The sequence below is a fragment of the Ensifer sp. R-19 genome, from assembly GCF_049905105.1.
GTDB lineage: Bacteria > Pseudomonadota > Alphaproteobacteria > Rhizobiales > Rhizobiaceae > Ensifer.
Genome location: NZ_CP184569.1, coordinates 1,416,103 through 1,441,317, shown reverse-complemented (window position 1 = coordinate 1,441,317; position 25,215 = coordinate 1,416,103). Strand labels below are relative to the sequence as shown.

The window sequence follows — 25,215 nt, the reverse complement described above, 5'->3', positions numbered from 1 at the left end:
ACCTCACTCGGCCCCAAAGGCCGGATGATAGGCGACCGTGCCAGCCGCCATCGCGCTGGAAAGAGCCAGCGCCATGAAATATTGCGGCGCACAACCGGGGAATACAAGAGCCGATTCGTTGCGGAAACCGAACTTTTGATAATAGGCAGGATCGCCGACGACGACGCAGCCAGAGGCACCCTCGGCACGCAGCCATTCGAGGCCCTCGCGGATCAACTGCCTGCCGATGCCCTGTGCCTGAACGTCCGGCTTGACCGACACAGGCCCAAGCCCGAACCAGCCGGATTCTGCCGGCGTCAGAGTGACGGGCGAGAAGGCGACGTGCCCGACAATCTCGTCGTTCATCTCGGCAACCAAAGACACGCTGAGCGCCCCGGCTTCGCGCAGGCGTTCGATGATGAGGGGCTCGCTCTGATCACTGTGCGGATGCCCTTCGAAGGCGGCCGCGGTCACCTCGCGGATCCCCTTCTCATCTCCTGGGCGCTCATGCCGGACGTAGATCACTCAACGGTCACCGATTTGGCGAGGTTGCGGGGCTGGTCGACGTCTGTGCCCATGAACACCGCGGTGTGGTAGGCAAGCAGCTGGATCGGCAGAGAAAAGATCATCGGCGCGACGACCTCGTCGACATTTGGCAGCACGATCGTCGCCATAGTTTCGAGCTTGGAGGCGGCGGCCCCCTTCTCGTCGGTGATCAGGATGATCCGGCCACCGCGCGCAGCCACTTCCTGCATGTTGGAGACCGTCTTCTCATAGAAGCGGTCGTGCGGCGCGATGACGATGACCGGCATGTTTTCATCGATCAGCGCGATCGGTCCATGCTTCAGCTCGCCGGCGGCATAACCTTCGGCGTGGATATAGGAGATCTCCTTGAGCTTCAGCGCGCCTTCCATCGCCAGCGGGAAGCTGGTGCCGCGGCCGAGATAGAGCACGTCGCGGCACTTCGACAGCTCGCGCGACAGAAGCTCGATCTGCGGCTGGATCGCGTTCAGCACCTGGCCCATGGTACGCGGCATTTCGGCGAGAGAGCGAACCAGCACCTGCTCCTCGTCTGCACTGACCGTGCCGCGGGCGCGTCCGGCGCCGATCGCGAGCGACGCCAGCACCGCGAGCTGGCAGGTGAAGGCCTTGGTGGAGGCCACACCGATCTCCGGACCGGCGAGGATCGGGAACACGGCGTCCGACTCCCGGGCGATCGTCGATTCGCGCGTATTGACGACGGCGCCGATCTTTAAGCCCAGCTCCTTGCAATAGCGCAGCGAAGCCAGCGTGTCGGCGGTTTCGCCCGACTGCGAGATGAACAGTGCTGCCGACTGCGGCGACAACGGGATTTCGCGATAGCGGAACTCGGAAGCGACGTCGATTTCCACCGGCAGGCGGGCATAGCGCTCGAACCAGTATTTGCCGACGAGGCCGGCAAGATAGGCCGTGCCGCAAGCGGAGATTGCGAGACTCGGAACTTTGGCAAAATCGATCGTGCCGCCGAGTGCCTTGATGCGGTTGCCGGCAAAATCGATGTAGTGACTGAGCGCGTGCGCGATCACCTCCGGCTGCTCATAGATCTCCTTCTCCATGAAGTGCCGGTGGTTGCCCTTGTCGATCATGTAGGCGGCGGCCGACGAGATCTGCTTCGGGCGATCAACGGCATTGCCGGCGAGATCGAAGATATGCACGCCGTTTGCGCCGATCACCGCCCAGTCACCATCGATCAGATAGGTGATCTCGTTGGTGAAGGGCGAAAGCGCGATCGCGTCGGAGCCGAGGAACATCTCGCCCTTGCCGTGGCCGATCGCCAGCGGCGGGCCGTTGCGCGCCGCCATGATCGTCGACGGGTCGTCCTCAAAGAGCACGGCGAGCGCATATGCGCCGGTGACCCGCTTGAGCATCGCATGCATCGCCTCGCGCCGGCCAAGGCCCTCGCGGCGGAACCTGGAGAGCAGATGTGCCACGACCTCGGTGTCGGTGTCCGTCTCGAACTTGGCGCCGTCGGCGATCAGTTCGTCCTTCAAATCGGCAAAGTTCTCGATGATGCCGTTGTGGACGACGGCGACACCGTCGGTGAAGTGCGGATGGGCGTTGCGCTCGGTCGGCGCGCCATGGGTCGCCCAACGCGTGTGCGCAATGCCGATCGTGCCGGCGAGCGGCTCTTCGCGAAGCCGGATCTCGAGATTGACGAGCTTGCCCTCGGCACGCCGGCGCTCCAACGCTCCGCCATTGATGGTCGCAACGCCGGCGGAATCGTAGCCGCGGTATTCGAGGCGCTTCAGCGCATCAACCAGGCGCTCCGATACCGGCTGGTTGCCAACGATGCCAACAATACCGCACATAGTCGTCTCCGATTTGTCCCCGCGCCCGTCGTGGCGCCTCAGCCGATAAGGGCGGATGTCCCGCCCGTTGCGCTGCCTTGGTAAAGCATTTGTCGAGCGAGGCAATCCGCCCCGATTTCACTTTCGGTTTCAGTATTTAACGCTCCGCAGGCTTCCTTGAATCGCAACCGATTCAGGCAAGAAAACCTGCAGCAATCAAAGCGCTACAGCGACCTTTGCGCATCCGATAAGGCGCGCGGCGCTGTAGATCTATTCGGCCGTTTTCGCAGCTTTCTTGGCCGCCTTCACAGCCAGGTAGCGCTCGCGCAGCAGCCGCGCCCGACCCGGCTTGATCTCCTGGCGCGCGCGGCCGAAGGCAACGGCATCGGCCGGAACATCCTCGGTAATCACGCTGCCCGAGGCGACCAGGGCGCCATCGCCGATCGTCACCGGTGCGACCAGCGACGAATTCGACCCGATGAAGGCATCTTCGCCGATGCGGGTCTCATGCTTGTTCACGCCATCATAGTTGCAGGTGATCGTACCGGCCCCGATGTTCGAACCCGCGCCGACGAAGGCGTCGCCGATATAGGTCAGGTGGTTGACCTTGGCGCCGGCGCCGATCTCCGCCTTCTTGACCTCGCAGAAGTTGCCGACCTTGGACTTTTCGCCAAGATCGGCGCCCGGGCGCAGCCGAGCGAAGGGACCAACTGTCGCCCCTGCCCGGACCGTCGCGCCCTCGACATGCGAGAAAGCGTGGATGATCGCACCGCTCTCGACGCGCGCGCCGGGACCGAAGACGACATTCGGCTCGACCAGCACATCCTGCTCAAGCACCGTATCCCAGGCGAGGAACACCGTTTCCGGCGCGATCATCGATACGCCCGACAACATCAGCTCGTGGCGCCGCCCCTGCTGCCAGAGCCGCTCGATGAAGGCGAGTTCGGCGCGTGTGTTGCAGCCGGTCAGTTCCTCCTCAGGAGCCTCGACGGCGATCGCCCGCCCGCCGATCTCGCGCACGATCTCGACGAGATCCGTCAGGTAATATTCGCCCTTGACGTTGGCGTTGCCGATGCGCCCGAGGAGATCGAGCGCCTTGCGGCCGTCGATCGCCATCAGTCCACCGTTGCAATAGGTGATGCGGCGTTCTTCGTCGGTCGCATCCTTATGCTCGCGAATGGCGAGCAAGGCACCGTCCTTGACGATTAGACGTCCATACCCGCTCGGATCCGCCGCCTCGAAGCCGATCACCACCACGTCGTTGCCGGCGGCAAGGCCATCACGTGCGGCCTTCAGCGGCTCCGGCTTGATCAGCGGCGTATCACCGAAGACGACGAGAATATCGTCATAGCCTTTCGCTATGGCGTCACGCGCGGCCAGCACTGCATGACCCGTGCCCAGCCGTTCCTTCTGCAGATAGGAAGAGACCGACACGCCGCCGACATCGGCCGCCGCCGAAACCGATTCCGCATCACGACCGACCACCAGGGCGATATCGGAAATCGAAGCGCTTGCCAGCGCCTGGACGACATGAGCGATCATCGGCCGGCCGGCGACCGGATGCAGCACCTTCGACATGGACGATTTCATCCGCGTGCTTTCACCCGCAGCCAGAATGATGGCCAGGCACGTCCGTTCCATACAATAGTCTCCTTGGTCTTTCCGAGGCCGACGCCCCCTGCACAATTTCTTAAATCGAAATCGCCTCAAGTACAAAATCACGCACGATTCGGCGCTGTGGTATCGCCAAGATATTGCGAGAAGCATAATTCTCACAATCACGTCGCATTAACCGGCTTAAAACCGGATGATGGCATAAGAAGGCGCGGAGCCTGTGTCAGCAAGCAGTGCGGGTGCATCGCTCCCCGGGGGGAACGAAACTGCAATGCATAGCCGCACCGAACTGGATGTACAGGCACGACAGGCGAGCGTGGCCCTCACCTTCGTCCGCTCACCATTGTTCTTGCTTGTCGTCACCCTCGGCGTGCTCGCGCTCCTGCTCTCCATCACGATCCGGCAGCCGATCGGCCCGATGTTCTGGGATCACTACCTTTATCTCGATGCCGCCAACCGCATACGAGACGGGCAAGTGCCGTCAGTCGACTTCTTCACGCCCGTTGGCGCGCTTGGCTACTACCTGTTCACGGGTCTCCAGGGCATCTTTCCCAACGGCCAGCCGTTGCTGCTGGCGAGCTGGTGCTTGCTGCTCGTCACCGGGCCGGCGATCGCGCTCGTCGTCTTCGACGTGCAAAAGCGCTCTGCGCTCCTTGCCTATGCGATCCTGCTGCCGTTCCTGGTCTTCTCGGTGGTGCCGTTCAACACCGGCGATTTCTACCCCTACCCCGGCTCCGATGGCTTCGGCATTTACAACCGCCAGGTCTGCCAGCTCCTCTACGTGCTGGCAGCGGCATTGGTTCATGTTCGCGACCGTCGTATTCTCGTGGTCGTCGTTGCAGCGGCGATGGCCGCTCTCTTTTTCGTGAAGATCACGGGCGTTATCGCTGGCACAGTTCTTTGCCTAGTGGCATTTGCCGCAGGCCGTATCCCCTTCAAATCAGCGGTAGCCGTAGCGTTGCTGTTCTTCGCCGTGCTGGCCGTGGTCGAGATTTCGATGGGCGCGGTGTCTGCCTATATCGACGACATCCTTGCGCTGCTGGCCGTCAATGACGGCAGCCTGTTGCCGCGTCTGCTGCAGGCGGCGTCGCTCAATGCCGGCCTGCTGATTCCGGCCGGACTGCTCGCGCTGGTGCTTTTCGTGGCGCACCTTCTGTCCTTTGCGCGGTCCTTGCGACAACTTGGCGGGAACCCCTCTGCATCGGCACTCGCGGACGTCTTCGACCAATCGTTTCTTTGGCTGGCGGCCTTCGTTTTCGCCGGCATTCTTTTCGAAAGCCAGAACACCGGCAGCCAGGCCTTTATCTTTCTGCTGCCTTTGCTGCTCAAGATCGTTGTCGACGAGGTCAGCGGTGCCGCGCCCAAGCCACGTGCGATCACAGTGGCCATTCTTGCCCTGGCGGCCGCCCTGCCGCCGGCCAGCGCCATTGTTCAAAAGAGCGCTCGCGCCTGGATCGGCGCCGTCAACAATGTGCCGCTCGAGAGCCGAAACCTCAAAACGATGGGGGCAGTCAATCTACGGCCGATTCTCGCACTGCGCGCCGAGCGCCTGCGCGATATCTATGCGGCGCATCGCCCCACATTCGATGCCATGGCGGATGCCGGCGAGCTACCGTCTTTCCTGCTTTACAGCGATTTCGATTTCCAGGCCGGCTGGCTGACCAATGTGGATGAAGCCATCGATGCGATGCGCGCCTATGAAACGGCAAATGGCGTACGTTTCGAGACGATCCTCAACGTCGATTTCACCAATCCTTTTCCCTGGCTGATGGATCGCCGCGCGCCGGAACATGTCGCCATCGGTGCCGATCCGTTCCGTGCTGTCCCTCCGCCGGATGAAAATGTCCGCGCCGCTATCCGGTCACTCGACATCGCGCTCGTACCGACTTGTCCGGTCACCAACGTAAACCGCATGCTGCTTTCGCTCTATCAGCCGAGCCTCGAGCCCGGCCACACCCGAGTGATGCTGACGAAATGCTATGACGCCTTCATCCGCAATGAATTAAAGGCCGCGGCGCCCGCCGCCAGTGGCTCTTGAGATCTGACGATTAGGCTTCGGGCCGGAGACGGCTTTCGGTCAAAAGCCCGCTCTCCTCCAGGATCGGATAGGCGACGGACGCGATATGCGCGTTGACGCGCTTGAGATCGCGCAGCATGTCGAGATGCAGCGAGCTGGTCTGCAGGCTTTGAACCAGCCCGTCGCGCAACCGCTCGATGTGCCGCTCGGCCGAACGCTTCTCCATGTGGCGAACGCTCACCTTCACCTCGATGAGCTGGCGGGCGAGATCGGCATTGCGACTGACGAAGATGGATTGGGCAACGCGAAGATTGTCGATCGTAAGATTGAACAGGCTTTTCAGCTCCTGATAACCTTCCTCCGAGAACTTCAGACCGTTGTTGACCTTCTTGGCGATCTCATCGCAGAGCCCCTTCTCGATGATGTCGCCCATATGCTCGAGGTTGATGGCGTAGTCGATGATGACGATCGAGCGCCGGCCGTCTTCCTGGCTCAAACCATCGCGCCCCAAGCGCGACAGGAAGATCTTCACTTCCTGCTGTAGCTGGTCGACCTGTTTTTCGAACTTGGCGATGTCGCGAATATCGGAGAGATCGTTGTTCTCGAAAGCATTGGCTGCGCGCATCAGCATCATCTCGACCAGGTCGCCCACGCGCAGCACCTCGCGGGTCGCTCCGGAAAGCGCCATGACCGGGGTGTGCAGGGCATTTTCGTCGAGATAGCGCGGCCCGCTCTCTTCCGTCTCCGTATCGGGAATGAAGCGGACCATCAGTTGCGACAATAGCCCGGCAAAAGGCCAGGCGAGGATCGCGACGGCGAGATTGAAGGCAAGATGGATATCGACGGGCAGGTTCTGGCGCGGCAGCGGCAGGCTCTGCAGGAACTCGACGCTCATGCTGGTCAGCGGCAGCGCAATCAAACAGCCGACCGCACGAATGACGAGATTGCCGAGAGTGACGCGGCGCGCGGACGGGGCAGAAGCCAGGGTCGCCATGACCGGCGGGATCGCTCCTCCAAGGTTCGCGCCAAGCACGAGCGCCACCGTCAGCCCCACGGTGAGAATGCCCGCAGACGAAAGCGACAGGACCAGCATGACGACCGCCAGGCTGGAAGATGAAGCGAAGGCAAGCCCGGCAGATATGATGAGCGCGACGGGCCAGGCGCTGTCGAGCATGCCGAGAAACGCGGCGAGCGCCGGAGAATCACGCATCGGCTCGGTCGCCGAGCCCAGCAGATGCAACGACAGCAGCATGAGGCCGATGCCGACAAAGGCCGCCCCGAGACCCTGGCGGGCGTTCGAGCGGCTGGCACGGTGCAGAACTACGCCGACGAGGATCACGAGCGGCGACAGCCACTCGATGCCGGTCGCGACGATCCAGGCGGTCATGGCTGTCCCGACATTGGCCCCGAGAAGCACGATCTGCGCCATGCGCGAGCGCACGAGCCCCTTCTCCACGAAGGAAGCGGTCATCAAGGCGGTGGCCGTCGAACTCTGCAGGGCCAGCGTCGCCACAAGTCCGGTCGCGAACGAGCGTACGGCCCCGTTGGTTCCTTGGGCGAGACCGGCGCGCAAGCGCGCACCGAAGGCGCGTGTCACGCCGTCCTTGACGAGCGACAGGCCGAAGAGCAGCAGTGCGACTGCTCCAAAAAGATTGACCATCACGATTGTCGACTGCATGGCATGCCTTCCTGCGGGGTCTTCAGAATCGCCCCTTACCGTGCAACAGAAGCACAGTTCCAAGGCGTATTCGACACAATCTGACAGATAAATTTCAATTGCCGGCTAATGAATCCGACATGGATTGTACCGCGCGCGCCCGATGGGCTGGCGGGCTGACCGGCGATCTCACGCGCGCGCTGCAATGCGCCGGTGGCAACCATTGAAAACCGGGCGATCGGGATCGACCAACGATCCCGTGAGCGCGCGCAATTTGCGGCAAACAACCCTTCATTTCCTGTTTCGTTTGTTTTAAGGAACGAATTCGTTTGGCCAATGGCCGCCGCATTGCAACGAGGTTTCTGCCCCCATGCTCGAATTCCTGAGAACTGCCGCCCAGACCTGGGTTGTCAAAGGCCTGCTAGTCATTCTCGTGCTGTCGTTCATGGTGTGGGGCGGCTCATCTCTGACGATGACGAACCAATCGGATGCGGTGGTGGTCGTCGGCGACGTCAAGGTCAAGGCGCCGGAGTTCCGGCTTACCTATGAAACCATGCTGGCTCAGGCCTCCCGCCAGCTCGGCACGCGGCTGACGCCACAACAGGCACGCGCCTTCGGCATCGAACAGCGGGTCTATTCGCAGGTCGTCGCCGGCGCTGCTCTCGACCAGCTTGCAGACGACATGAACCTCGGGCTGTCGCAGGACCGGCTGGCCAAGCTGATCGCCGACGATCCGGCGTTCCACAGCGTCAACGGCCAGTTCGACCGTCTGACGTTCTCCAGCGTTCTGCGCAACGCCGGCCTGCGCGAACAGGACTACATCAACAGCCAGAGCCAGACCGCGATCCGTTCGCAGATCGTCGATGCCCTCTCGGACGGTTATGCCGCTCCCAAGGTGCTGACCGACGCGATCGGCGCCTACCGCCACGAAAAGCGGACGGTCGACTACCTGCTGCTCTCGAACGCCAATATCGACGCTGTGAAGGCACCGGGCGACGACGTGTTGACGCCCTGGTACGATGGCCGCAAGGCAAACTATCGCGCCCCCGAATACCGCAAGGTCAGCTATGTAAAGCTCGAGCCGGTCGACGTCGCCGACACCGCAGCCGTGACGGAAGATGAGATGCGCACCGAGTATGACCGGCGCAAGGAGAGCTTCCGCACCGTTGCGACGCGGACCATCGAGCAGCTTACCTTCCCGTCGCGTGCAGCGGCTGACGCCGCAGCGGCCAAGCTCTCGTCCGGCACGAGCTTCGACGATCTGGTGAAAGCCGAAGGCAAGACGTCGGCCGACGTTCTTCTCGGCGAATTCTCCAAGGATCGCGTGCCTGATGCCAAGGTCGCCGAGGCGGCCTTCGCGGTTGCCGCAGACGGCGGCGTATCTCCGGTTGTCGACGGAGCCTTCGGCCCGGTCATTCTCCGCGTGACGAATATCCGGCCGGAAGCGGTGCGCAGCTTCGACGAAGTCAAGGAAGAGCTGCGCAAGGACATCGCGCTTTCCGCGGCGAGCGAAGAAGTCATGCGCCTCCACGACAAGATCGAGGACGAGCGCGCTTCCGGGGCTCCGATCAAGGAAGTGGCCGACCAGCTCAAGCTGAAGCTGGTGACCATCGATGCGATCGATGCAACCGGCAAGGACAAGAACGGCGACGACGTTGCCGGTCTGCCAGAGCAGGCAGCCCTTCTGCAGGAAGTCTTCAAGGCGGATGTCGGCGCAGAAACCCTGCCGGTGAATGTCGGCCGCGACGGCTATGTCTGGTTCGACCTCGATGAAGTTACCCCCGCGCGTGATCGCACGCTGGACGAGGCTCGCGACGAAGTCGGCGCCGACTGGATGGCCGAACAGCAGCGCGCAGCACTTGCCAAAAAGGCCGGTGAGCTGAAGCAGCGTCTCGCGCAGGGTGCAAAGCTTGCCGACATTGCCAATGAACTCGGCCTCGCCGTCGAAACGAAGTCCGGCCTGATGCGCTCCACTTCGGACGCCGCCCTTAGCCCGGCGGCTGTCGTCGCTGCCTTCTCGGGCCCGAACGGTTTTGTCACCAACGCCGCCGGCATCGGTGGCGAAGGCCAGGTGCTCTTGCAGGTGACGGCGGTCGAGGATGGCGGCCCGACGGATGCCCTGCAGGACGATAGCCGTCAGATCGAGGCTTTGGCCGGCGTGAGCGGTGCAGATATTGTCGATCAAATGGTCGCCACGCTGCAGGCCGCCTATGGCGTGACGATCAACCAGACGCTCGGCGAAACCGCAATTGCGCAACGATAGGCTTCGAGGAAACAAACGATGAGTGATCTGAAGCCATTCGTCGCCAAGGTGGCCGCCCGTGAGGCGCTGAACCGCGAAGACGCGCGTGCCGCCTTCGAAATCATCATGTCGGGGGCCGCGACGCCATCGCAGATCGGTGGCTTCCTGATGGCGCTGCGCGTGCGCGGCGAAACGGTCGATGAGATCGTCGGCGCGGTCGGCGCCATGCGTGCCCGCATGCTGCCGGTCGATGCACCTGATGATGCCATCGATATCGTCGGAACCGGCGGCGACGGCGCCGGCACCTACAACATCTCGACGCTCGCTTCGCTCATCGTCGCCGGCGCCGGTGTACCGGTTGCCAAGCACGGCAACCGCGCGCTGAGCTCGAAGTCGGGCACCGCCGATGCGCTCTCGTGCCTCGGCGTCAAGCTCGACATCGGCCCGGAAGCTATCTCGCAGTGCATTCGCGAGGCGGGCGTCGGCTTCATGTTTGCACAGCAGCATCATTCGGCAATGCGCCACGTCGGCCCGACGCGGGTGGAGCTTGGCACGCGCACGATCTTCAACCTGCTCGGCCCGCTCTCCAATCCGGCGGGCGTCAAGCGACAGCTGGTCGGCGTCTATGCGCCACAGTGGGTGCAGCCGCTCGCGGAGGTGCTGCGCGATCTCGGCTCCAAAAATGTCTGGGTCGTTCACGGCGAAGGTCTCGACGAGATCACCACGACCGGGACGACGCAGGTCGCTGCCCTCGAAGACGGCAAGATCTCGACTTTCACGCTGACGCCGGCCGATTTCGGGCTTCCGACGGTGACGCTCGATGTACTGAAGGGTGGCGACGGCGCGCACAATGCCGTTGCGCTCCAGGCCGTGCTCGATGGCGCCGAGAACCCCTATCGGGACATTTCCCTTGCCAATGCAGCCGCATCGCTGATGATAGCAGGACGGGCGAAAGACCTCGGCGAGGGTATGGCACTCGCCCGCCAGTCGCTTTCGAGCGGCGGCGCCAAGATGGCGCTGCAGCGCCTGATCAGCGTTTCGAACGCAGCCTGAGGAAGGATCGGCAACGATGACGGATATCCTGCGCAAGATCGAAGCCTACAAGCGCGACGAGATCGCGGCCGCGAAAGCACAGACGCCGCTTTCCGAACTCAAGGCGCGTATCGCCGAACAGTCTGCGCCGCGTGGCTTTCACGCCGCGCTCACCGCGCGTAGCGCCGCCGGCACATTCGGGCTGATCGCGGAGATCAAGAAGGCAAGCCCATCCAAGGGGCTCATTCGCCCGGACTTCGACCCGCCGGCGCTTGCCAAGGCCTACGAAGCTGGTGGTGCCGCCTGTCTCTCGGTACTCACGGATGCGCCGAGCTTTCAAGGTGCACCGGCCTTTCTGGAAGCCGCACGCGCGGCCTGCGGCCTGCCGGCACTGCGCAAGGACTTCATGTTCGAAAGCTACCAGGTGTTCGAGGCTCGGGCCTGGGGCGCGGACTGCATCCTGCTGATCATGGCTTCGCTCAGCGACGACGACGCCCGCCGCCTTGAAGATGCGGCCTTCGAGCTTGGCATGGATGTGCTGATCGAAGTGCACGACGCCGAGGAAATGGAACGGGCGCTCAAGCTCGCCTCCCCCCTCGTCGGCATCAACAACCGCAATTTGCGCACCTTCGAGGTCAACCTCGCCGTCTCGGAGCAGCTAGCAGGCATGGTCCCTTCCGACCGGCTGCTGGTCGGCGAAAGCGGCATCTTCACCCATGAGGATTGCCAGCGCCTGGAAAAGAGCGGCATCACCACCTTCCTCGTCGGCGAAAGCCTGATGCGCAAGAGCGATGTGGAAGCGGCCACGCGTACCCTGCTGACCGGCGCTGCAAACACATTGGCGGCCGAGTGATGGGTAAGCCGACGCTCACGCATCTTGGTGGCAGCGGCGAAGCGAACATGGTGGATGTCGGCGAAAAGGCCGAGACGGTGCGCATTGCGGTCGCCGAGGGCCATGTGCGCATGAAGGCGGAAACGCTGACGCTCATTCTCGAAGGCGATGCGAAGAAGGGCGATGTCATCGGCACCGCGCGGCTCGCCGGCATCATGGCCGCCAAGCAGACCGCCAATCTCATCCCGCTCTGCCACCCGCTGATGCTGACGAAGGTTGCCGTTGACATCACGCCCGACCCCACGCTTCCCGGCCTCCGGGTCGAGGCACTCGCCAAACTCACCGGCCGCACGGGCGTCGAGATGGAAGCGTTGACGGCTGTGAGCGTCGCGTGCCTTACCATCTACGATATGGCGAAGGCCGCAGATCGGGAAATGGAGATCGGCGGGATCCGGGTGGTCAGCAAGTCCGGCGGTCGGTCCGGCGATTTTCGGCGCGAAGGGAACTGAGGTCATGTCGCTGCTGTCCGTCGAAGATGCACTCGACCGAATTCTCGACAGCGCAACCCCGAGACCACTGGCAGAGCGTGTCGATCTTCACGACGCTGTCGGCCGCGTCCTTGCCGAGGATATCTCGGCACTCGTCACTCATCCCGCCTTCGACAATTCGGCGATGGACGGCTATGCGGTTCGCCATCAGGATATCGAGACCGCTGGCGCGGAACTTATTGTGATCGGCCAATCGGCTGCCGGCCATGGCTTCAAGGGAGAGGTGGGGCCTGGAGAGGCCGTCCGCATCTTCACCGGAGCCCCCCTGCCCGCCGGTGCCGATACGGTGATCATCCAGGAAGATACCGAGCGCCGGCCGGAAGACCGGATCCGCACCAAGTTCGTGCCCGGCAAGGGCCGCCATATCCGCTTGGCCGGACAGGACTTCGCTCAGGACGAAAAGGCGCTATCGGCTGGTAACCTACTCGATGCCGGGCGACTGACGCTGGCCGCGGGCATGAACCACGCGAATCTCCCCGTTTTCAAGCGGCCGAAGATCGCAATCCTTGCGACCGGCGACGAGCTTCTGCCTCCCGGGAGCAAGCCGGGGCCGGACCAGATCATCGCCTCGAACAGCTTCGGCGTCGCGGCAATCGCGCGCGACAATGGCGCGGAGGTCATCGATCTTGGCATTGTCGCCGACGACCAGCAGGCAATCGCCGCTCAGGTCGCGCGGGCTCAAGCAGCCGATGTCGACGTGCTTGTCACGCTCGGCGGCGCGTCGGTCGGCGACCATGACCTGGTTCAGGCAACTCTACTTTCCTGCGGCATGACGCTCGACTTCTGGCGCATCGCCATGCGGCCGGGAAAGCCACTGATGGTAGGCAAGCTCGGAGCTACGACCGTGCTCGGCCTCCCCGGCAACCCGGTCTCGAGCCTCGTTTGCGCGCTGCTGTTCCTGGAGCCGCTGACACGCAAGCTCGCACAGCTACCGTTCCGCGAACGCATGACGACGGCGAAACTTGCAAGCGCCTTGCCCGCCAACGACATCAGGCAGGACTATGTGCGCGCGCGGCTCACTAAGGGTGAGGATGGTGACCTCATTGCCCATCCGTTCTCGCGGCAGGATTCGTCGATGATGAAAGTCTTTGCCCAGTCCGACTGCCTGATCGTGCGCCGGCCGCACGCTGCAGAAGCACCCCAGGGCGCATCCTGCGACATCCTCAGGCTTCGCTGAACCGCTTTGTCAATTCTGCTGGCATCCGCGGACCGGCGGACCAAGCGTCGCCGATACTGGACGGACTCATTTCTGCTCCGGAGCCGTGGCTGGTGTCATGGCGCCGACATCATAACTCTGTACAAGCAAGCTACCACCGCCGAGGACCTCCGACTACGGATGTACTAGCGGACCCGCGGTGATCTGGAAAAAGGTCGGGTTTAGCCCGGCCTTTTGCATTTGCGGCGGGTGAGGCAATCCATAGCGACGCTACCGCCTCGCGCCGAGAGCAACTGCGCCCCCGGCCCCCTCGACACGTTTCATGGACTGGATCAGTTGGCCGCTTCGTCGCTTCGGCTGACCAGGATCTTGTCGATCCGGCGTGCATCCATGTCGATTACCTCGAACCGGTAGCCGTGAGCGATGGCGATATCGCCCTCCTCCGGCGTCTTGCGCAGCTGCTGCACCAGGAAACCGGCGATTGTCTCGAAGTTACCGTCGGCATCGATGCCTTCGATGCCGATCGTCAGGTGAATTTCGTCGATCGGCGTGCGGCCGTCGACGAGGTAGCTGCCATCCTCACGCACACGGATCAGCGCGTGTTCGATGTCGTCGTAGTTCGACGGCAACACGCCGACGATCGCTTCGAGGATATCGGCGATGGTGATGATGCCTTCGGTGCTGCCATATTCGTCGACGATCATCGCCAAATTGATGCTCGACGACTTGAAGGCTTCCAGTGCCTTTAGGCAGGAAGCCGTCTCCGGCAAGGTGTGGATTTCCTTTATGTACCTGCGCACATCGAACGGACTGGAGGTCGGGGCGTTCAGGACCTCCTTCGCTAGGACGGCGCCAAGCACGTCGCCGCTCGGTCCATCGACCACCGGATAACGGGAATGGTTGAATTGGCCGATCTTGCGGCCCACCGTCTCCAGACTGTCGTTGACGTCGATGAAGCTCACCTCGGTCCGGTGGGTCATAATCGACTTCACGTTGCGGTCGCCAAGCCGGATGATGCGGCGGAGCATCTCGTGCTCCGACTTCTCGATCGCGCCGCTTTCGACACCCTCGGCCATGATCGCGTGGACTTCCTCCTCCGTTACATGGTCCGGATCATCCGGGCGCATGCCGAGGAGGCGCATGGCGACCGATGCGGCCGTTTCGAACAGATAGACGATCGGAGCCGCGATCCGCGACAGAAGATGCATCGGGCGCGCGACGAACATCGCCAGCGCTTCGGAATTCTTCAGTGCCAGTTGCTTCGGGATAAGCTCGCCGATCACGACCGAGAGGAACGTAATCAGGGTGACGACGAGCGCGACGGCGACCGTATTTCCGTAGGGATGAATCCAGGCGATTTCATCGAGGGTCGGTGCGATCTTGGCAGCGATAGTCGCACCGCCATAGGCGCCGGCCAGCGTGCCGACCAGCGTAATGCCGACCTGTACCGTGGAAAGGAATTTACCGGGATCTTCCGCCAGCCGCAGCGCAACCTCGGCGCGGGCGTTTCCCTGTTTTGCCATCTGGCGAAGCATGGGCTTGCTTGCCGAGACGATTGCCATTTCCGAGAGAGCAAAAAATGCATTAATCAAAAGCAGGACGAAAATGACAAAAAATTCGGACATGGTCTCCAGATCACCGTTGACGAAAGCCGCTCCGCTGGGAACGACCAATCACCAGATAAGGCCAGCGGGCGATCTGAGCAAGCGCAAGCATTGAAATCTATGCGATCTGCTGAACATTGGAGATCATCAATAGCGGGATTTCGAACAATCCCGGAGAAGCTGAACTCAGGCGCGGTTATGCAAGGCGCTGCGGACCCGCTCGCGACCGATCTTGATCACATTCTCCATCGCGAGCCGGGCGCCGACTTCGTCGCGGCGGCCGATTTCCTCAACGATGCGGATATGGTTGCGGGCGACCTCGTCTATGCCGCCCCTTTCGGCGACAGGCGAGCTCAGCTTGAAGACGCCAACCAGCGCCGCTTCAATCAGCCCGCCGACCGTCCGCATGAACGGATTTCCGGAGGCTTCGGCGACAGCGAGGTGAAATTTCAGATCCGCCACGGCAAGGCTCTCTGCCGTGTGTCCCTCTTCGCCCATGGCAACGGCGAGCCGCATCATACGGCTGATTTCCGCTTCCGAGGCGTTTCGCGCGGCCAGGGCTGCTGCATGCGGCTCGAAGGCGAGGCGCACTTCACTCAGGTGGTAGAGAAAATCTTCATCGACCCCGCACTCGAAATGCCAGGTCAGGATATCGCTGTCGAACAGGTTCCAGTCGTTGCGCGGCGTTACGCGCGTGCCGATGCGGGCACGGGGCACGACCAGCCCCTTGGCGGCAAGCGTCTTCATGGACTCGCGCAGTACTGTTCGCGACACCTTGAAGCGCGCGGCGAGCTCCGGATCTCCCGGAAGGATCGAGCCCACAGGAAACTCGCCGGATATGATCGCCTTTCCCAGTTGATCGACGACATGCGCATGGCTCGTGCGTTTGCGCGAGCCGGACACAACGGTTTCCAGCAAACTCCTGTTCAATCCATCTCCTCCAGGCACTCCCCTGCCTGACTTTGCCGACACACGGATATCGGTGCTGCGCAGCGCCGCCGACCGTTTGTCCAAACTTGCGCAAACGAGTGTAGTTTGATCGACCGATTCCGGAAAGCCCCCGGAAAGACAGGCGAAATCGGCGTTGGCAAACGATGTCCGATCGTAGCCGCACAGGCTTGCCATGCCCCATTCTGAAACGAACAAACCCCGCCAGGCGGCGGGGTTTGCCCCACTTCGCTTCTGTGCAGCCGTTTACTTCGGCAGCTGGTCGTCGACGCCCTCGACGTAGAAGTTCATGCCGAGCAGGGTGCCGTCATCAGACGTTGCGCCGGCTGCGAGCCATTCGCTGCCGTCCTGCTTCTTCAGCGGGCCGGTGAAGGGCTTGAGCTCGCCCGACTTGATCTTGGCTTCGGTTTCCTCGGCCAGCTTCTTCACGTCATCAGGCATGTTGGTGTAGGGCGCCATCGTCAGGATGCCGTCCTTCAGGCCGTCCCAGCTCGATGTCGTTTCCCACTTGCCGTCGAGGAAAGCCTGCGTGCGTTTGATGTAATAGGCGCCCCAGGTGTCGACAATGGCCGTCAGCTGCGTCTCCGGGCCAACCTTGATCATGTCGGAAGCCTGGCCGAAGGCCTTGATGCCGCGTTCCGCGGCAACCTGCATCGGAGCCGTCGTGTCGGTGTGCTGCGTCAGGATGTCGACGCCCTGGTCAACCAGCGCCTTGGCGGCATCGGCTTCCTTGCCGGGGTCAAACCAGGTGTTTGCCCACACGACCTTGATCTTGAAATCGGGGTTTACCGAGCGCGCACCGATGATGAAGGAGTTGATGCCCATCACCACTTCCGGGATCGGGAAGGATGCGATGTAGCCGGCGACGCCCTTCTGCGACATTTTCGCGGCGATCTGGCCCTGGATGTAGCGGCCTTCATAGAAGCGGCTGTTGTAGGTCGCGACGTTCGGCGCGGTCTTGTAGCCGGTGGCATGTTCGAACTTCACGTCCGGGAACTTCTGCGCGATCTTGATGGTCGCATCCATGAAGCCGAACGACGTCGTGAAGATCAGGCCGCAACCAGAGCGTGCCAGGCGCTCGATTGCGCGCTCCGCATCGGGGCCTTCCGGCACGCTTTCGAGATACTGGGTCTCGATCTTGTCGCCGAGTTGCTTTTCCAGCTCCTGACGGCCGATGTCGTGCGCCTGGGTCCAGCCGCCATCGGTCTTGGCACCGACGTAGACGAAGCAGACCTTGGCCTTTTCCTGAGCGCTGGCACCCGTGGCGAAGCCGATCACCGCCGCGGTGCTTGCGAGAGCGAGCAGTAGTTTCTTCATTTTTTTACCCCTGTCGGTTTGAGAAACGTTTGTCTGAAATACTGTCTGTCAGCGGTCCGGCACGAACGGTTTGCCGAGCGATGCCGGTGTATTGATCAAGGTCATGCGCCGGTTGTGCGAAATGAGAATGAGTACGACGATCGTCGCCACATAAGGAAGCGATGAAAGGAGTTGTGAGGGAATACCCAGACCGAAGGCCTGCGCATGCAGCTGGCTGATCGAGACCGCACCGAAGAGATAGCCGCCGGCCACCAGCCGCCAGGGCCGCCAGGAAGAAAAGACCACCAGCGCCAGCCCGATCCAGCCGCGCCCCGCCGACATGTTTTCCACCCATTGCGGCGTGTAGACGAGCGACAGCTGCGCACCGGCGAGCCCGGCGCAAGCGCCGCCGAACATGACGGCCAGATAACGGGTGCGGATGACGTCAACGCCGAGCGCGTGCGCGGAAGCGTGGCTGTCGCCGACAGCCCTGAGCTTGAGACCGGCGCGGCTGCGAAACAGGAACCAGTGCACGCCGGCGACAATCGCAATCGATAGATAAAAGATGATGTCCTGTCGGAACAGCAGCGGACCGATAACCGGAATGTCCGCCAGAAGCGGTATCGTGATCGGCTGCAGCTTGATGCCCTGAAGGCCGAGGAAACTCTCGCCCATCATGCCGGAAACGCCGATCCCGAGCAGCGTCAGGGCAAGGCCGGTCGCCACCTGGTTTGCCACGAGCGTCAACGTCAGGAAAGCGAAGAGCTGCGAGAAGATCGCGCCGCAGGCAACACCTGCAAGCATGCCGAGATAGGGCGAGCCGGTAATCTGGGTGATCGCGAAGGCGGAGACCGCCCCCATGATCATCATGCCTTCGACGCCGAGGTTGAGAACGCCTGAGCGTTCCGTCACCAGTTCGCCGATCGCGGCGAGCACCAGCGGGGTCGCGGCGGTGATGACACTCAAGAGGATCGCTTCGACAATACCCATCAGCGGCTCACCTCGGTGTTTGTCGCGGTCAACCGGTCGAAGACCAGTTTGATGCGGTAGTGGATGAGGGTGTCGCAGGAGAGCACGAAGAAGAGCAGCAATCCCTGGAAGACGCGCGTCACCTTTTCGGAAACGCCGATCGAAAGCTGCGCCGCTTCACCGCCGAGATAGGTCAAGGCGAGCACCAGGCCGGCGGCCACAATGCCGAGCGGATTGAGGCGACCAAGGAAGGCGACGATGATCGCGGTGAAGCCGTAGCCGGGCGAGATGACCGGGCGCAGCTGCTGGATCGCACCGCTGACCTCGGATATGCCGGCGAGCCCAGCCAAGGCGCCGGACAGCAGCATCGAAAACCAGATCATCCGGCGCGACGAGAAACCGGCAAACCGCCCTGCCCGTTCCGACTGGCCGAGAACGGAAATCTCGAAGCCCTTCAGCGTGTAGCGCATCATGAACCAGACGAGGACTGCCGCGATGATGGCGAAAGCGAAGCCCCAATGGGTCCGTCCCGAGGCGATCATCTCCGGCAGGATCGCATCGACGGCGAAAGTGCGCGTCTCCGGAAAATTCATCCCACCCGGGTTGCGCCAGGGGCCACGCACCAGCCAGTCGAGAAAGAGCTGAGCGACATAGACCAGCATCAGGCTCGTCAGGATTTCATTGGTGTTCATATGCGCCTTGAGGAAGGCGGGAATTGCCGCAAACAAAGCGCCGCCGAGCATGCCCATTAGCATCATCAGCGGCAGCACCAGCGGCGACTGCCAGTCGTAGAAGACCACCGGCAGGATCGAACCGGCGATGGCGCCCATGATGAACTGGCCCTCGGCACCGATGTTCCAGTTGTTGGAGCGGAAGCAGACCGAAAGCCCGACGCCGATCAGGATCAGGGGGGCTGCCTTGATCGCCAGTTCGTGCAGCGACCAGACCTCGCTCAACGGTTCGACGAAGAAGCTGTAGAGCGCCATCACCGGGTTCTTGCCGAGCAGCGCGAACATGATGCCGCCGAAGACAATCGTCAGCAGGAAGGCGATGAACGGCGACAGGATCGAAAACAGCGTCGAGACCTTGGCGCGCTTTTCCAGTTCAATGCGCATGTGCGGCCTCCGTGCCTTCCGTCTTGCCGTACATGCCGCCCATCAGCAGGCCGATCTTTTCGCGCGAGAGTTCTTTCGCCGGATAGGGATCGGAGAGCCGCCCGTCGCTGATGACGGCGATTTCCGTCGCCACCTCGAAGATCTCGTCCAGATCCTGGCTGATGACGAGAACAGCCGAGCCCGCCTTGGCAAGGTCAACGAGCGCCTGGCGAATACGGCTGGCGGCGCCGGCATCGACACCCCAGGTCGGTTGATTGACGACGAGCACGCTCGGCTGCCGGTCGAGCTCACGGCCGACGATGAACTTCTGCAGGTTGCCGCCCGACAGCGAGCCCGCCGGCGGGTCCTCGCCGCTCTTGCGCACGTCCATCGCCTCGGAAATGCGCTTCGTGGCGCTCGTCACCGCATCGCGGCGGATGATCTTGAGGAAACCGCCACCAAGGAATGCCTTGGCGTCCGAACGGCTGCGGGCAAGCACGAGATTGTCCGAGAGCGGCAGCGCCGATACGGCGGCATGGCCGTGGCGCTCTTCGGGAACGAAGCCCGCGCCCATCAGGCGGCGGGCATTGATGTTCCTGTTGCCGACCGGCTTCTGCCGGATCTGCACGGCATTCTCGTCAACGACCGGATACTCGCCCGACAGCGCATCGAAGAGTTCGCCCTGGCCATTGCCGGCGACACCGGAGATTGCCAGCACCTCGCCGGCGTGGACCTTTAGACAGATGTTCTTCAGCGAAACGGCAAAGGGTGTGCGGGCCGGAACCGTCAGATGCCGCGCCTCGAGCTGCACCTGGCCCTTGGCGCTCGTGCCTTCGGCCGTCACCGCCGCGACGTCACTTCCAACCATCATGCGCGCCAGCGACGACGGGGTCTCCGCCTTCGGATCGCAAGCGCCCGTCACCTTGCCGTGACGCAGCACCGTTGCGCGGTCGCAGATGCGTTGGACCTCTTCGAGCCGGTGGCTGATATAGAGAACCGAGCGGCCCTCCGCCTTCAGCTTGTAGAGCGTTTCGAACAGGCGATCGGCTTCCTGCGGAGTCAGAACCGAAGTCGGCTCGTCGAGAATGATGAGGCGCGGGTTCTGCAGCAGCGCGCGCACGATCTCGATCCGCTGGCGCTCGCCCACGGAAAGATCGGCCACATGCGCCTTGGGGTCGAGCGGCAAGCCGTAGGCATGCGATAGGCGCGAAGCCTCTTCCGCCACCTTCGCGAGCGAGATGTTCGCATCCATGGAGAGCGCAATGTTTTCCGCGACGGTCAGCGCCTCGAACAGCGAAAAATGCTGGAAAACCATGCCGATGCCGAGTTTGCGCGCGGCGGCGGGATTGGCGATGCGCACGCTCTGGCCCTGCCAAAGGATCTCTCCTGCCGTCGGCGCCAATACGCCGAACAGCATCTTCACCAGGGTCGATTTTCCGGCACCGTTTTCGCCGAGAAGGGCGTGGATTTCGCCCTGTTCAATCTGCAGATTGATCCCATTGCAGGCCGCGAAGCTGCCAAACAATTTCGTCAGGTTGCTCACAGCCAATAGGTGACCGTTCGCCGCTACTCCCTCAACAGGCACGCTGCCCTCTTTCCCCTCTGTTGATCCGCGTCCGCCTTAAGGCTTCGATCACGGAATCAGCAGTGTTGTTCCACTTGTTTTTCTTGTCTCGAGATCCGTATGCGCCCGCCCTGCATCGGCGAGCGGATAAGTCTGATTTATATTGATACGCACTTTGTTGCTTTGCACAATATCAAACAGGGAATTTGCACACGCTTCCAGCGCAGGCCGCGTGGCAACGTAACCGAAGAGTGTCGGACGGGTCGCGAAAATCGATCCCTTCTGCGCCAGAATGCCGATGCTAAACGCGTCCACCGGACCGGACGAATTGCCGAAGCTGACCCAGAGACCGCGCGGCTTCAGGCAGTCCAGCGACGCCGGATAGGTATCGCGCCCGACGGAATCGTAGACGACATCAACACCGCGGCCATCGGTCAATTCCTTCACCCGCGCGACAAAATTGTCGGTGCTGTAGTTGATGACGTGGTCGTAGCCGTGCGCCAGCGCCAGATCGATCTTGCCCTGCGAGCCCGCGGTGCCGATCACGGTTGCGCCAAGCGCCTTTGCCCACTGCCCAGCGATTAGACCGACGCCGCCGGCGGCCGCATGGAACAGGATCGTCGCGCCGGGGCCCACCTGATATGTCTGGTTGAGCAGATATTGCGCCGTCATGCCCTTCAACATCATCGCCGCCGCGGTCTCGAGGCTGATGCCGTCTGGCACATTCACCAGTTGCGAGGCGTCGACATTGCGCTCACTGGCATAGGCGCCGTCGGCCGACGCATAGGCGACGCGATCACCAACGGAGAAGAGGCTGACGCCATCGCCAACCGCCGTGACGATGCCTGCGCCCTCCTTGCCCGGCACGAAAGGCAGGCCAGAGGCGGATTTATAGAGGCCGGTGCGGAAATAGACGTCGATGAAGTTGAGGCCAACAGCAACCTGGCGGATCTGCACCTCGCCCGGACCCGGCGGCGAGAGCGTGACGCCTTCGAGTTTCAGGACCTCCGGTCCACCGAGTTCGCGTACCACAATCGCCTGTGCCATTGCCTGCTCCTATTTCTGGCCGAGACTTGGAAAAATCTGCAGCACGAAGCCAATTACGTAGAGATAGATGCCTGTCACGACAAAACCGGTCACGACCCAAGCCGGCGTCGCGAAATGCAGGAGCAGCGCATAGACACCCAGCGCCGACCAGATCAGGAAGACGCCGAGGTTCAGCGGCCGCAAACGCTGGACGCGGACCGGGTGAAGGAAATTGATCGGCAGGAAGGTCAGCACCACGGAGACGAAGACGACGACCGACGCCGTCACCTCGCTCGCCTGGATGACGAACAGCGTGAAGACCACCATGTTCCAGACGACGGGGAAGCCAGAGAAAAAGTATTCATCCGTTTTCATGCCCATGTCGGCATAGTAGATCGCGCTCGAGACGACGATCGCACCCGCCGCCACGAAGGACCATGGCTCGCCGATCATGCCACTCTGATAGAGCGCAAAGGCCGGCAGCAGGACATAGGTCACGTAGTCGATGACGTTGTCGAGCGTGTCGCCCGACCAGTTAGGCAGCACTTCCTTGACGCGGACCTTGCGGGCGATCGGCCCATCGATACCATCGACGAGCAGCGCCAGGCCCAGCCACCAGAACATATCGACGAAGCGGTGCTCGGCCGCCGCAACGACGCCGAGGAAAGCAAGAAACGATCCCGAGGCGGTCAAGATATGCACGGAAAAGGCGCGAATCTCGGCGTAGGGAACTCGTTTGTAGTTAAAGAACTTCATCTGCGGACGCCGCCCACCCCTGCTGTTTTCCCCGTACGGACCCGGAAGCCCGCCTCAACCGCTCTGCGGCGCATTGGGCGTAATATGCACCCTTTGCAACGCATCGCCACTAAAATTCAAGCTCGGTCGCTTCCTGCAGCCCCATTGTCCTGTGGACACCTGCAAATTGCTTCTGCGCTGATTCTACCCATTTATTTCGCTCTCGCCCGCGACTAGAGGTATGATCGAGGCTCGGCCAAGACGCCTCGCAGCGTGCGTGAAAGGTTGGTTGCCTCATGGATCACTACGATATCGCCATCATCGGTGCAGGTCTCGCGGGATCGCTCGCGGCCATCGCGCTTGCCGACGCCGGTTACCACGTCGCCTTGATCGGTCCGGAGCCGACGGTCGCCGACGGACGCACCACGGCGCTGATGGACCAATCGATCGAGTATCTCAAAAAGCTCAACCTTTGGGAAAAGGTCGAGCCGCTGACGGCAACGCTCTCGACCATGCGCATTCTCGACGGAACCAACCGGCTGCTGCGTGCGCCGCCGGTCAATTTTCGCGCCTCGGAAGTCGGGCTCGACGCCTTTGGTTACAACATCCCGAACGCGCCTTTCATCGACATTCTCCGCCAGCGGGCCGAAGAGAGCCCGAAGCTGACGCGCATCACCGCCTCCGCAATCGGCTTCGACCTTTCGGATACTGTCGCGACGATCGAGCTGGCAAACGGCAGCCAATGCAGTGCGCATCTGCTCGTCGGCGCCGATGGCCGCCGCTCGCCGGTGCGCGAAGCGGCAAAGATCTCCGTCAGCACCTGGTCCTATCCGCAGACGGCGGTCGTTTTGAACTTTGCGCACGAACTGCCGCACCAGAACATCTCGACCGAGTTCCACACCGAAAGCGGCCCCTTCACCCAGGTTCCCCTGCCCGGCAACCGCTCCAGCCTCGTCTGGGTACGCAAACCCGACGATGCCGCACAGACGCTGACGTTGGATCTTGCTGCACTCTCCCGCGCGGTCGAGGACCGGATGCAATCGATTCTCGGCAAGGTGACGGTCGAGGGCACGCCGCAATCCTTCCCGCTTTCGGGCATGACCGCGCGGCGCTTCGGCAAGGGGCGTGTCGTGCTCCTCGGCGAGGCGGCGCACGCCTTTCCGCCGATCGGTGCCCAAGGCCTGAACCTCAGCCTGCGCGATGTGATGACGCTCGTCGATATCATCGGTACGGCCAGTGGAGAAACGCTCGCCGGCGATATCGGCGATCGTTTCGATAGCCGCCGCCGGCCGGACATCATCAGCCGCACGGCGAGCGTGGATCTGCTCAATCGCTCGCTGCTTTCCGGCTTCCTGCCGGTGCAGGCGCTACGCGCCCTCGGGCTGCACGTGCTTTCCGCCGTCGGGCCGCTCCGCAGCCTCCTGATGCGCGAAGGCGTTCATCCCGGCAGCGCGCTTCACGCCTTTAGGGATAGCCTACGGGAAAAGATCGGGCGGAAGAGCGCCTGAGCGGATCAGGTAAAGCAGGCCGGTGACGGTTGCGACCGACAGCGTCGTTGTGATCAAGATCGTCGCCGAGGCCCGCTCCTGCCATACGCCATACTGGTGGCCGATGACGAAGACGTTCGTTGCCGTCGGTAGTGCTGCCAGCAGCACCGCGGTCTGCACCCAGATCGGATCATAGTTGCCCGTCAGGCTCATGGCCGTGAACATGACGAGCGGATGTAAAAGCAGCTTGGCCGGAACGATGTAGCCGATCTCGACGGGAATGCGCTTGATCGGGCGCAGCGCCAGTGTCACGCCCATGGCAAAGAGCGCGCAAGGTGCTGCACACTGCGCGAGATAATCGATGAGCCGCTGAACCGGCACCGGCGGCAGCACCGCGAAGAAGGCGGCGACGACGCCGGCGAGCGTCGCAAGGATGAACGGGTGCAGGATGATCTTGCGCGCGACACTTGCGGCAAACACCAGCGGTTTTTCCTGTCGGCCGCCTGATATCGCCATCATCGCCGGCGCGACGGCGAAATGGGCTGCATTCTCGAAACTGAAGATCAGCGCCACCGGCACCGCGGCCGCATCACCCAACGCAAGAAGCGCCAGGCCGGGACCCATGTAGCCGATATTGCCATAGGCGGCGCCGAAGCCCTGGATCGTCGCCTCGGCAATGGAGTTGCGCCTGATATAGACGCCGATGAGAAAGATCAGCGAGAACACGATATAAGTCGCCCCGACCGTCGTCAGGATGAAGTCGGCGCGCGCCAGCTGCTCGATCGGCGTGCGTGAGACGAGCTTGAAGAACAGCGCTGGCAGGGCGAGATAGATGATGAAAGTGTTGAGCCACCCCATTGCCTCGCCTGGATGCTGGACGAAACGCGCCGTCAGATAGCCGAGAAAGATCAGGCCGAAGAACGGCATCACCAGGCCCGCGATTTCCGTCATCTTTCCCCTCGCATCTTTCACTTCCCCGCGCCGGCACCTACAGCGCCGCGCGTCTTACCAGACGCGCAAAGGTCGCTGCAGCACTTTGAATTGCAGCATGTTTTTGTACTTTAATCGGGTACGATTAAAGGAAACAT

20 protein-coding genes are annotated in these 25,215 nt (G+C 62.4%); 7 read left to right on the top strand and 13 right to left on the bottom strand.

The annotated features are described in order from the left end of the window. Window positions 1–3: 3 nt before the first annotated feature. From ACN9MO_RS07075 to glmU, 3 genes are all read right to left on the bottom strand, one after another. Window positions 4–501, bottom strand: a complete 498-nt coding sequence (locus ACN9MO_RS07075; RefSeq protein WP_057256082.1) for a GNAT family N-acetyltransferase — start codon at window positions 499–501, stop codon at window positions 4–6. Beyond that, a complete protein-coding gene (glmS, locus tag ACN9MO_RS07070; protein ID WP_112996230.1) occupies window positions 501–2,327 on the bottom strand; it encodes a glutamine--fructose-6-phosphate transaminase (isomerizing) in 1,827 nt (608 codons plus the stop codon). The genes ACN9MO_RS07075 and glmS overlap by 1 nt, the downstream gene beginning before the upstream one ends. A gap of 249 nt (window positions 2,328–2,576) precedes the next feature. Next, window positions 2,577–3,947 (bottom strand): bifunctional UDP-N-acetylglucosamine diphosphorylase/glucosamine-1-phosphate N-acetyltransferase GlmU, encoded by a 1,371-nt coding sequence (glmU, locus tag ACN9MO_RS07065; RefSeq protein WP_112996231.1) that lies wholly within the window; start codon window positions 3,945–3,947, stop codon window positions 2,577–2,579. Window positions 3,948–4,191: 244 nt separating this feature from the next. Here glmU and ACN9MO_RS07060 point away from each other — a divergent pair, with 244 nt between their 5' ends. Further along, the gene (locus ACN9MO_RS07060; RefSeq protein ID WP_057255924.1) at window positions 4,192–5,958 is read left to right on the top strand and encodes a hypothetical protein; all 1,767 of its coding nucleotides are present in this window, start codon (window positions 4,192–4,194) and stop codon (window positions 5,956–5,958) included. Window positions 5,959–5,968: 10 nt separating this feature from the next. Here the strand turns inward: ACN9MO_RS07060 and ACN9MO_RS07055 are convergent, their stop codons facing one another. After that, window positions 5,969–7,615, bottom strand: coding sequence for a Na/Pi cotransporter family protein (locus tag ACN9MO_RS07055; RefSeq protein WP_057255922.1), 1,647 nt, complete (start codon window positions 7,613–7,615; stop codon window positions 5,969–5,971). Between the two features lie 349 nt (window positions 7,616–7,964). Here ACN9MO_RS07055 and ACN9MO_RS07050 point away from each other — a divergent pair, with 349 nt between their 5' ends. From ACN9MO_RS07050 to glp, 5 genes are read left to right on the top strand one after another with little or no spacing between them, the layout of a single operon-like run. After that, complete coding sequence (locus tag ACN9MO_RS07050) at window positions 7,965–9,857, top strand: peptidylprolyl isomerase (RefSeq protein ID WP_113133129.1); 1,893 nt, start codon at window positions 7,965–7,967, stop codon at window positions 9,855–9,857. 18 nt (window positions 9,858–9,875) lie between these two features. Continuing rightward, complete coding sequence (gene trpD, locus ACN9MO_RS07045; RefSeq protein ID WP_057255919.1) at window positions 9,876–10,889, top strand: anthranilate phosphoribosyltransferase; 1,014 nt, start codon at window positions 9,876–9,878, stop codon at window positions 10,887–10,889. Window positions 10,890–10,905: 16 nt separating this feature from the next. Beyond that, complete coding sequence (gene trpC / locus ACN9MO_RS07040) at window positions 10,906–11,721, top strand: indole-3-glycerol phosphate synthase TrpC (RefSeq protein ID WP_112996234.1); 816 nt, start codon at window positions 10,906–10,908, stop codon at window positions 11,719–11,721. After that, entirely contained in the window at window positions 11,721–12,209 is a 489-nt protein-coding gene (moaC, locus tag ACN9MO_RS07035) for a cyclic pyranopterin monophosphate synthase MoaC (protein WP_057255914.1), read from the top strand. Before trpC ends, moaC begins: the two co-directional genes overlap by 1 nt. Before the next feature lie 4 nt (window positions 12,210–12,213). Further along, complete coding sequence (gene glp, locus ACN9MO_RS07030; protein WP_057255912.1) at window positions 12,214–13,425, top strand: molybdopterin molybdotransferase MoeA; 1,212 nt, start codon at window positions 12,214–12,216, stop codon at window positions 13,423–13,425. Between the two features lie 311 nt (window positions 13,426–13,736). Here the strand turns inward: glp and ACN9MO_RS07025 are convergent, their stop codons facing one another. From ACN9MO_RS07025 to pcsA, 8 genes are all read right to left on the bottom strand, one after another. Beyond that, window positions 13,737–15,029 carry a hemolysin family protein gene (locus ACN9MO_RS07025; protein ID WP_057255910.1) on the bottom strand — a complete coding sequence of 431 codons (1,293 nt, stop codon included), beginning with the start codon at window positions 15,027–15,029 and terminating at the stop codon, window positions 13,737–13,739. Window positions 15,030–15,194: 165 nt separating this feature from the next. Then, complete coding sequence (locus ACN9MO_RS07020; RefSeq protein ID WP_057255908.1) at window positions 15,195–15,938, bottom strand: FadR/GntR family transcriptional regulator; 744 nt, start codon at window positions 15,936–15,938, stop codon at window positions 15,195–15,197. A 264-nt stretch (window positions 15,939–16,202) separates the two neighbouring features. Then, window positions 16,203–17,273: a BMP family ABC transporter substrate-binding protein gene (locus ACN9MO_RS07015; protein WP_113133130.1), complete on the bottom strand. Its 1,071-nt coding sequence runs from the start codon at window positions 17,271–17,273 to the stop codon at window positions 16,203–16,205. A 48-nt stretch (window positions 17,274–17,321) separates the two neighbouring features. After that, window positions 17,322–18,242, bottom strand: coding sequence for an ABC transporter permease (locus tag ACN9MO_RS07010; RefSeq protein ID WP_057255904.1), 921 nt, complete (start codon window positions 18,240–18,242; stop codon window positions 17,322–17,324). After that, window positions 18,242–19,336 (bottom strand): ABC transporter permease, encoded by a 1,095-nt coding sequence (locus ACN9MO_RS07005; protein ID WP_057255902.1) that lies wholly within the window; start codon window positions 19,334–19,336, stop codon window positions 18,242–18,244. Before ACN9MO_RS07005 ends, ACN9MO_RS07010 begins: the two co-directional genes overlap by 1 nt. Continuing rightward, on the bottom strand, window positions 19,326–20,900 hold the full coding sequence (locus ACN9MO_RS07000; RefSeq protein ID WP_057255900.1) for an ABC transporter ATP-binding protein: 1,575 nt from the start codon (window positions 20,898–20,900) through the stop codon (window positions 19,326–19,328). Before ACN9MO_RS07000 ends, ACN9MO_RS07005 begins: the two co-directional genes overlap by 11 nt. Before the next feature lie 48 nt (window positions 20,901–20,948). Then, on the bottom strand, window positions 20,949–21,926 hold the full coding sequence (locus ACN9MO_RS06995) for a quinone oxidoreductase family protein (RefSeq protein ID WP_057255898.1): 978 nt from the start codon (window positions 21,924–21,926) through the stop codon (window positions 20,949–20,951). Between the two features lie 9 nt (window positions 21,927–21,935). Next, window positions 21,936–22,661 (bottom strand): phosphatidylcholine synthase, encoded by a 726-nt coding sequence (pcsA, locus tag ACN9MO_RS06990; RefSeq protein WP_057255896.1) that lies wholly within the window; start codon window positions 22,659–22,661, stop codon window positions 21,936–21,938. A 275-nt stretch (window positions 22,662–22,936) separates the two neighbouring features. Between pcsA and ACN9MO_RS06985 the strand changes: the two genes are divergently transcribed. Then, window positions 22,937–24,148, top strand: coding sequence for a UbiH/UbiF family hydroxylase (locus tag ACN9MO_RS06985; RefSeq protein WP_057255894.1), 1,212 nt, complete (start codon window positions 22,937–22,939; stop codon window positions 24,146–24,148). Here the strand turns inward: ACN9MO_RS06985 and ACN9MO_RS06980 are convergent. Next, window positions 24,116–25,078, bottom strand: a complete 963-nt coding sequence (locus tag ACN9MO_RS06980) for an AEC family transporter (RefSeq protein WP_112996236.1) — start codon at window positions 25,076–25,078, stop codon at window positions 24,116–24,118. The two genes, ACN9MO_RS06985 and ACN9MO_RS06980, sit on opposite strands and share 33 nt — an antisense overlap. Between the last annotated feature and the right edge of the window lie 137 nt (window positions 25,079–25,215).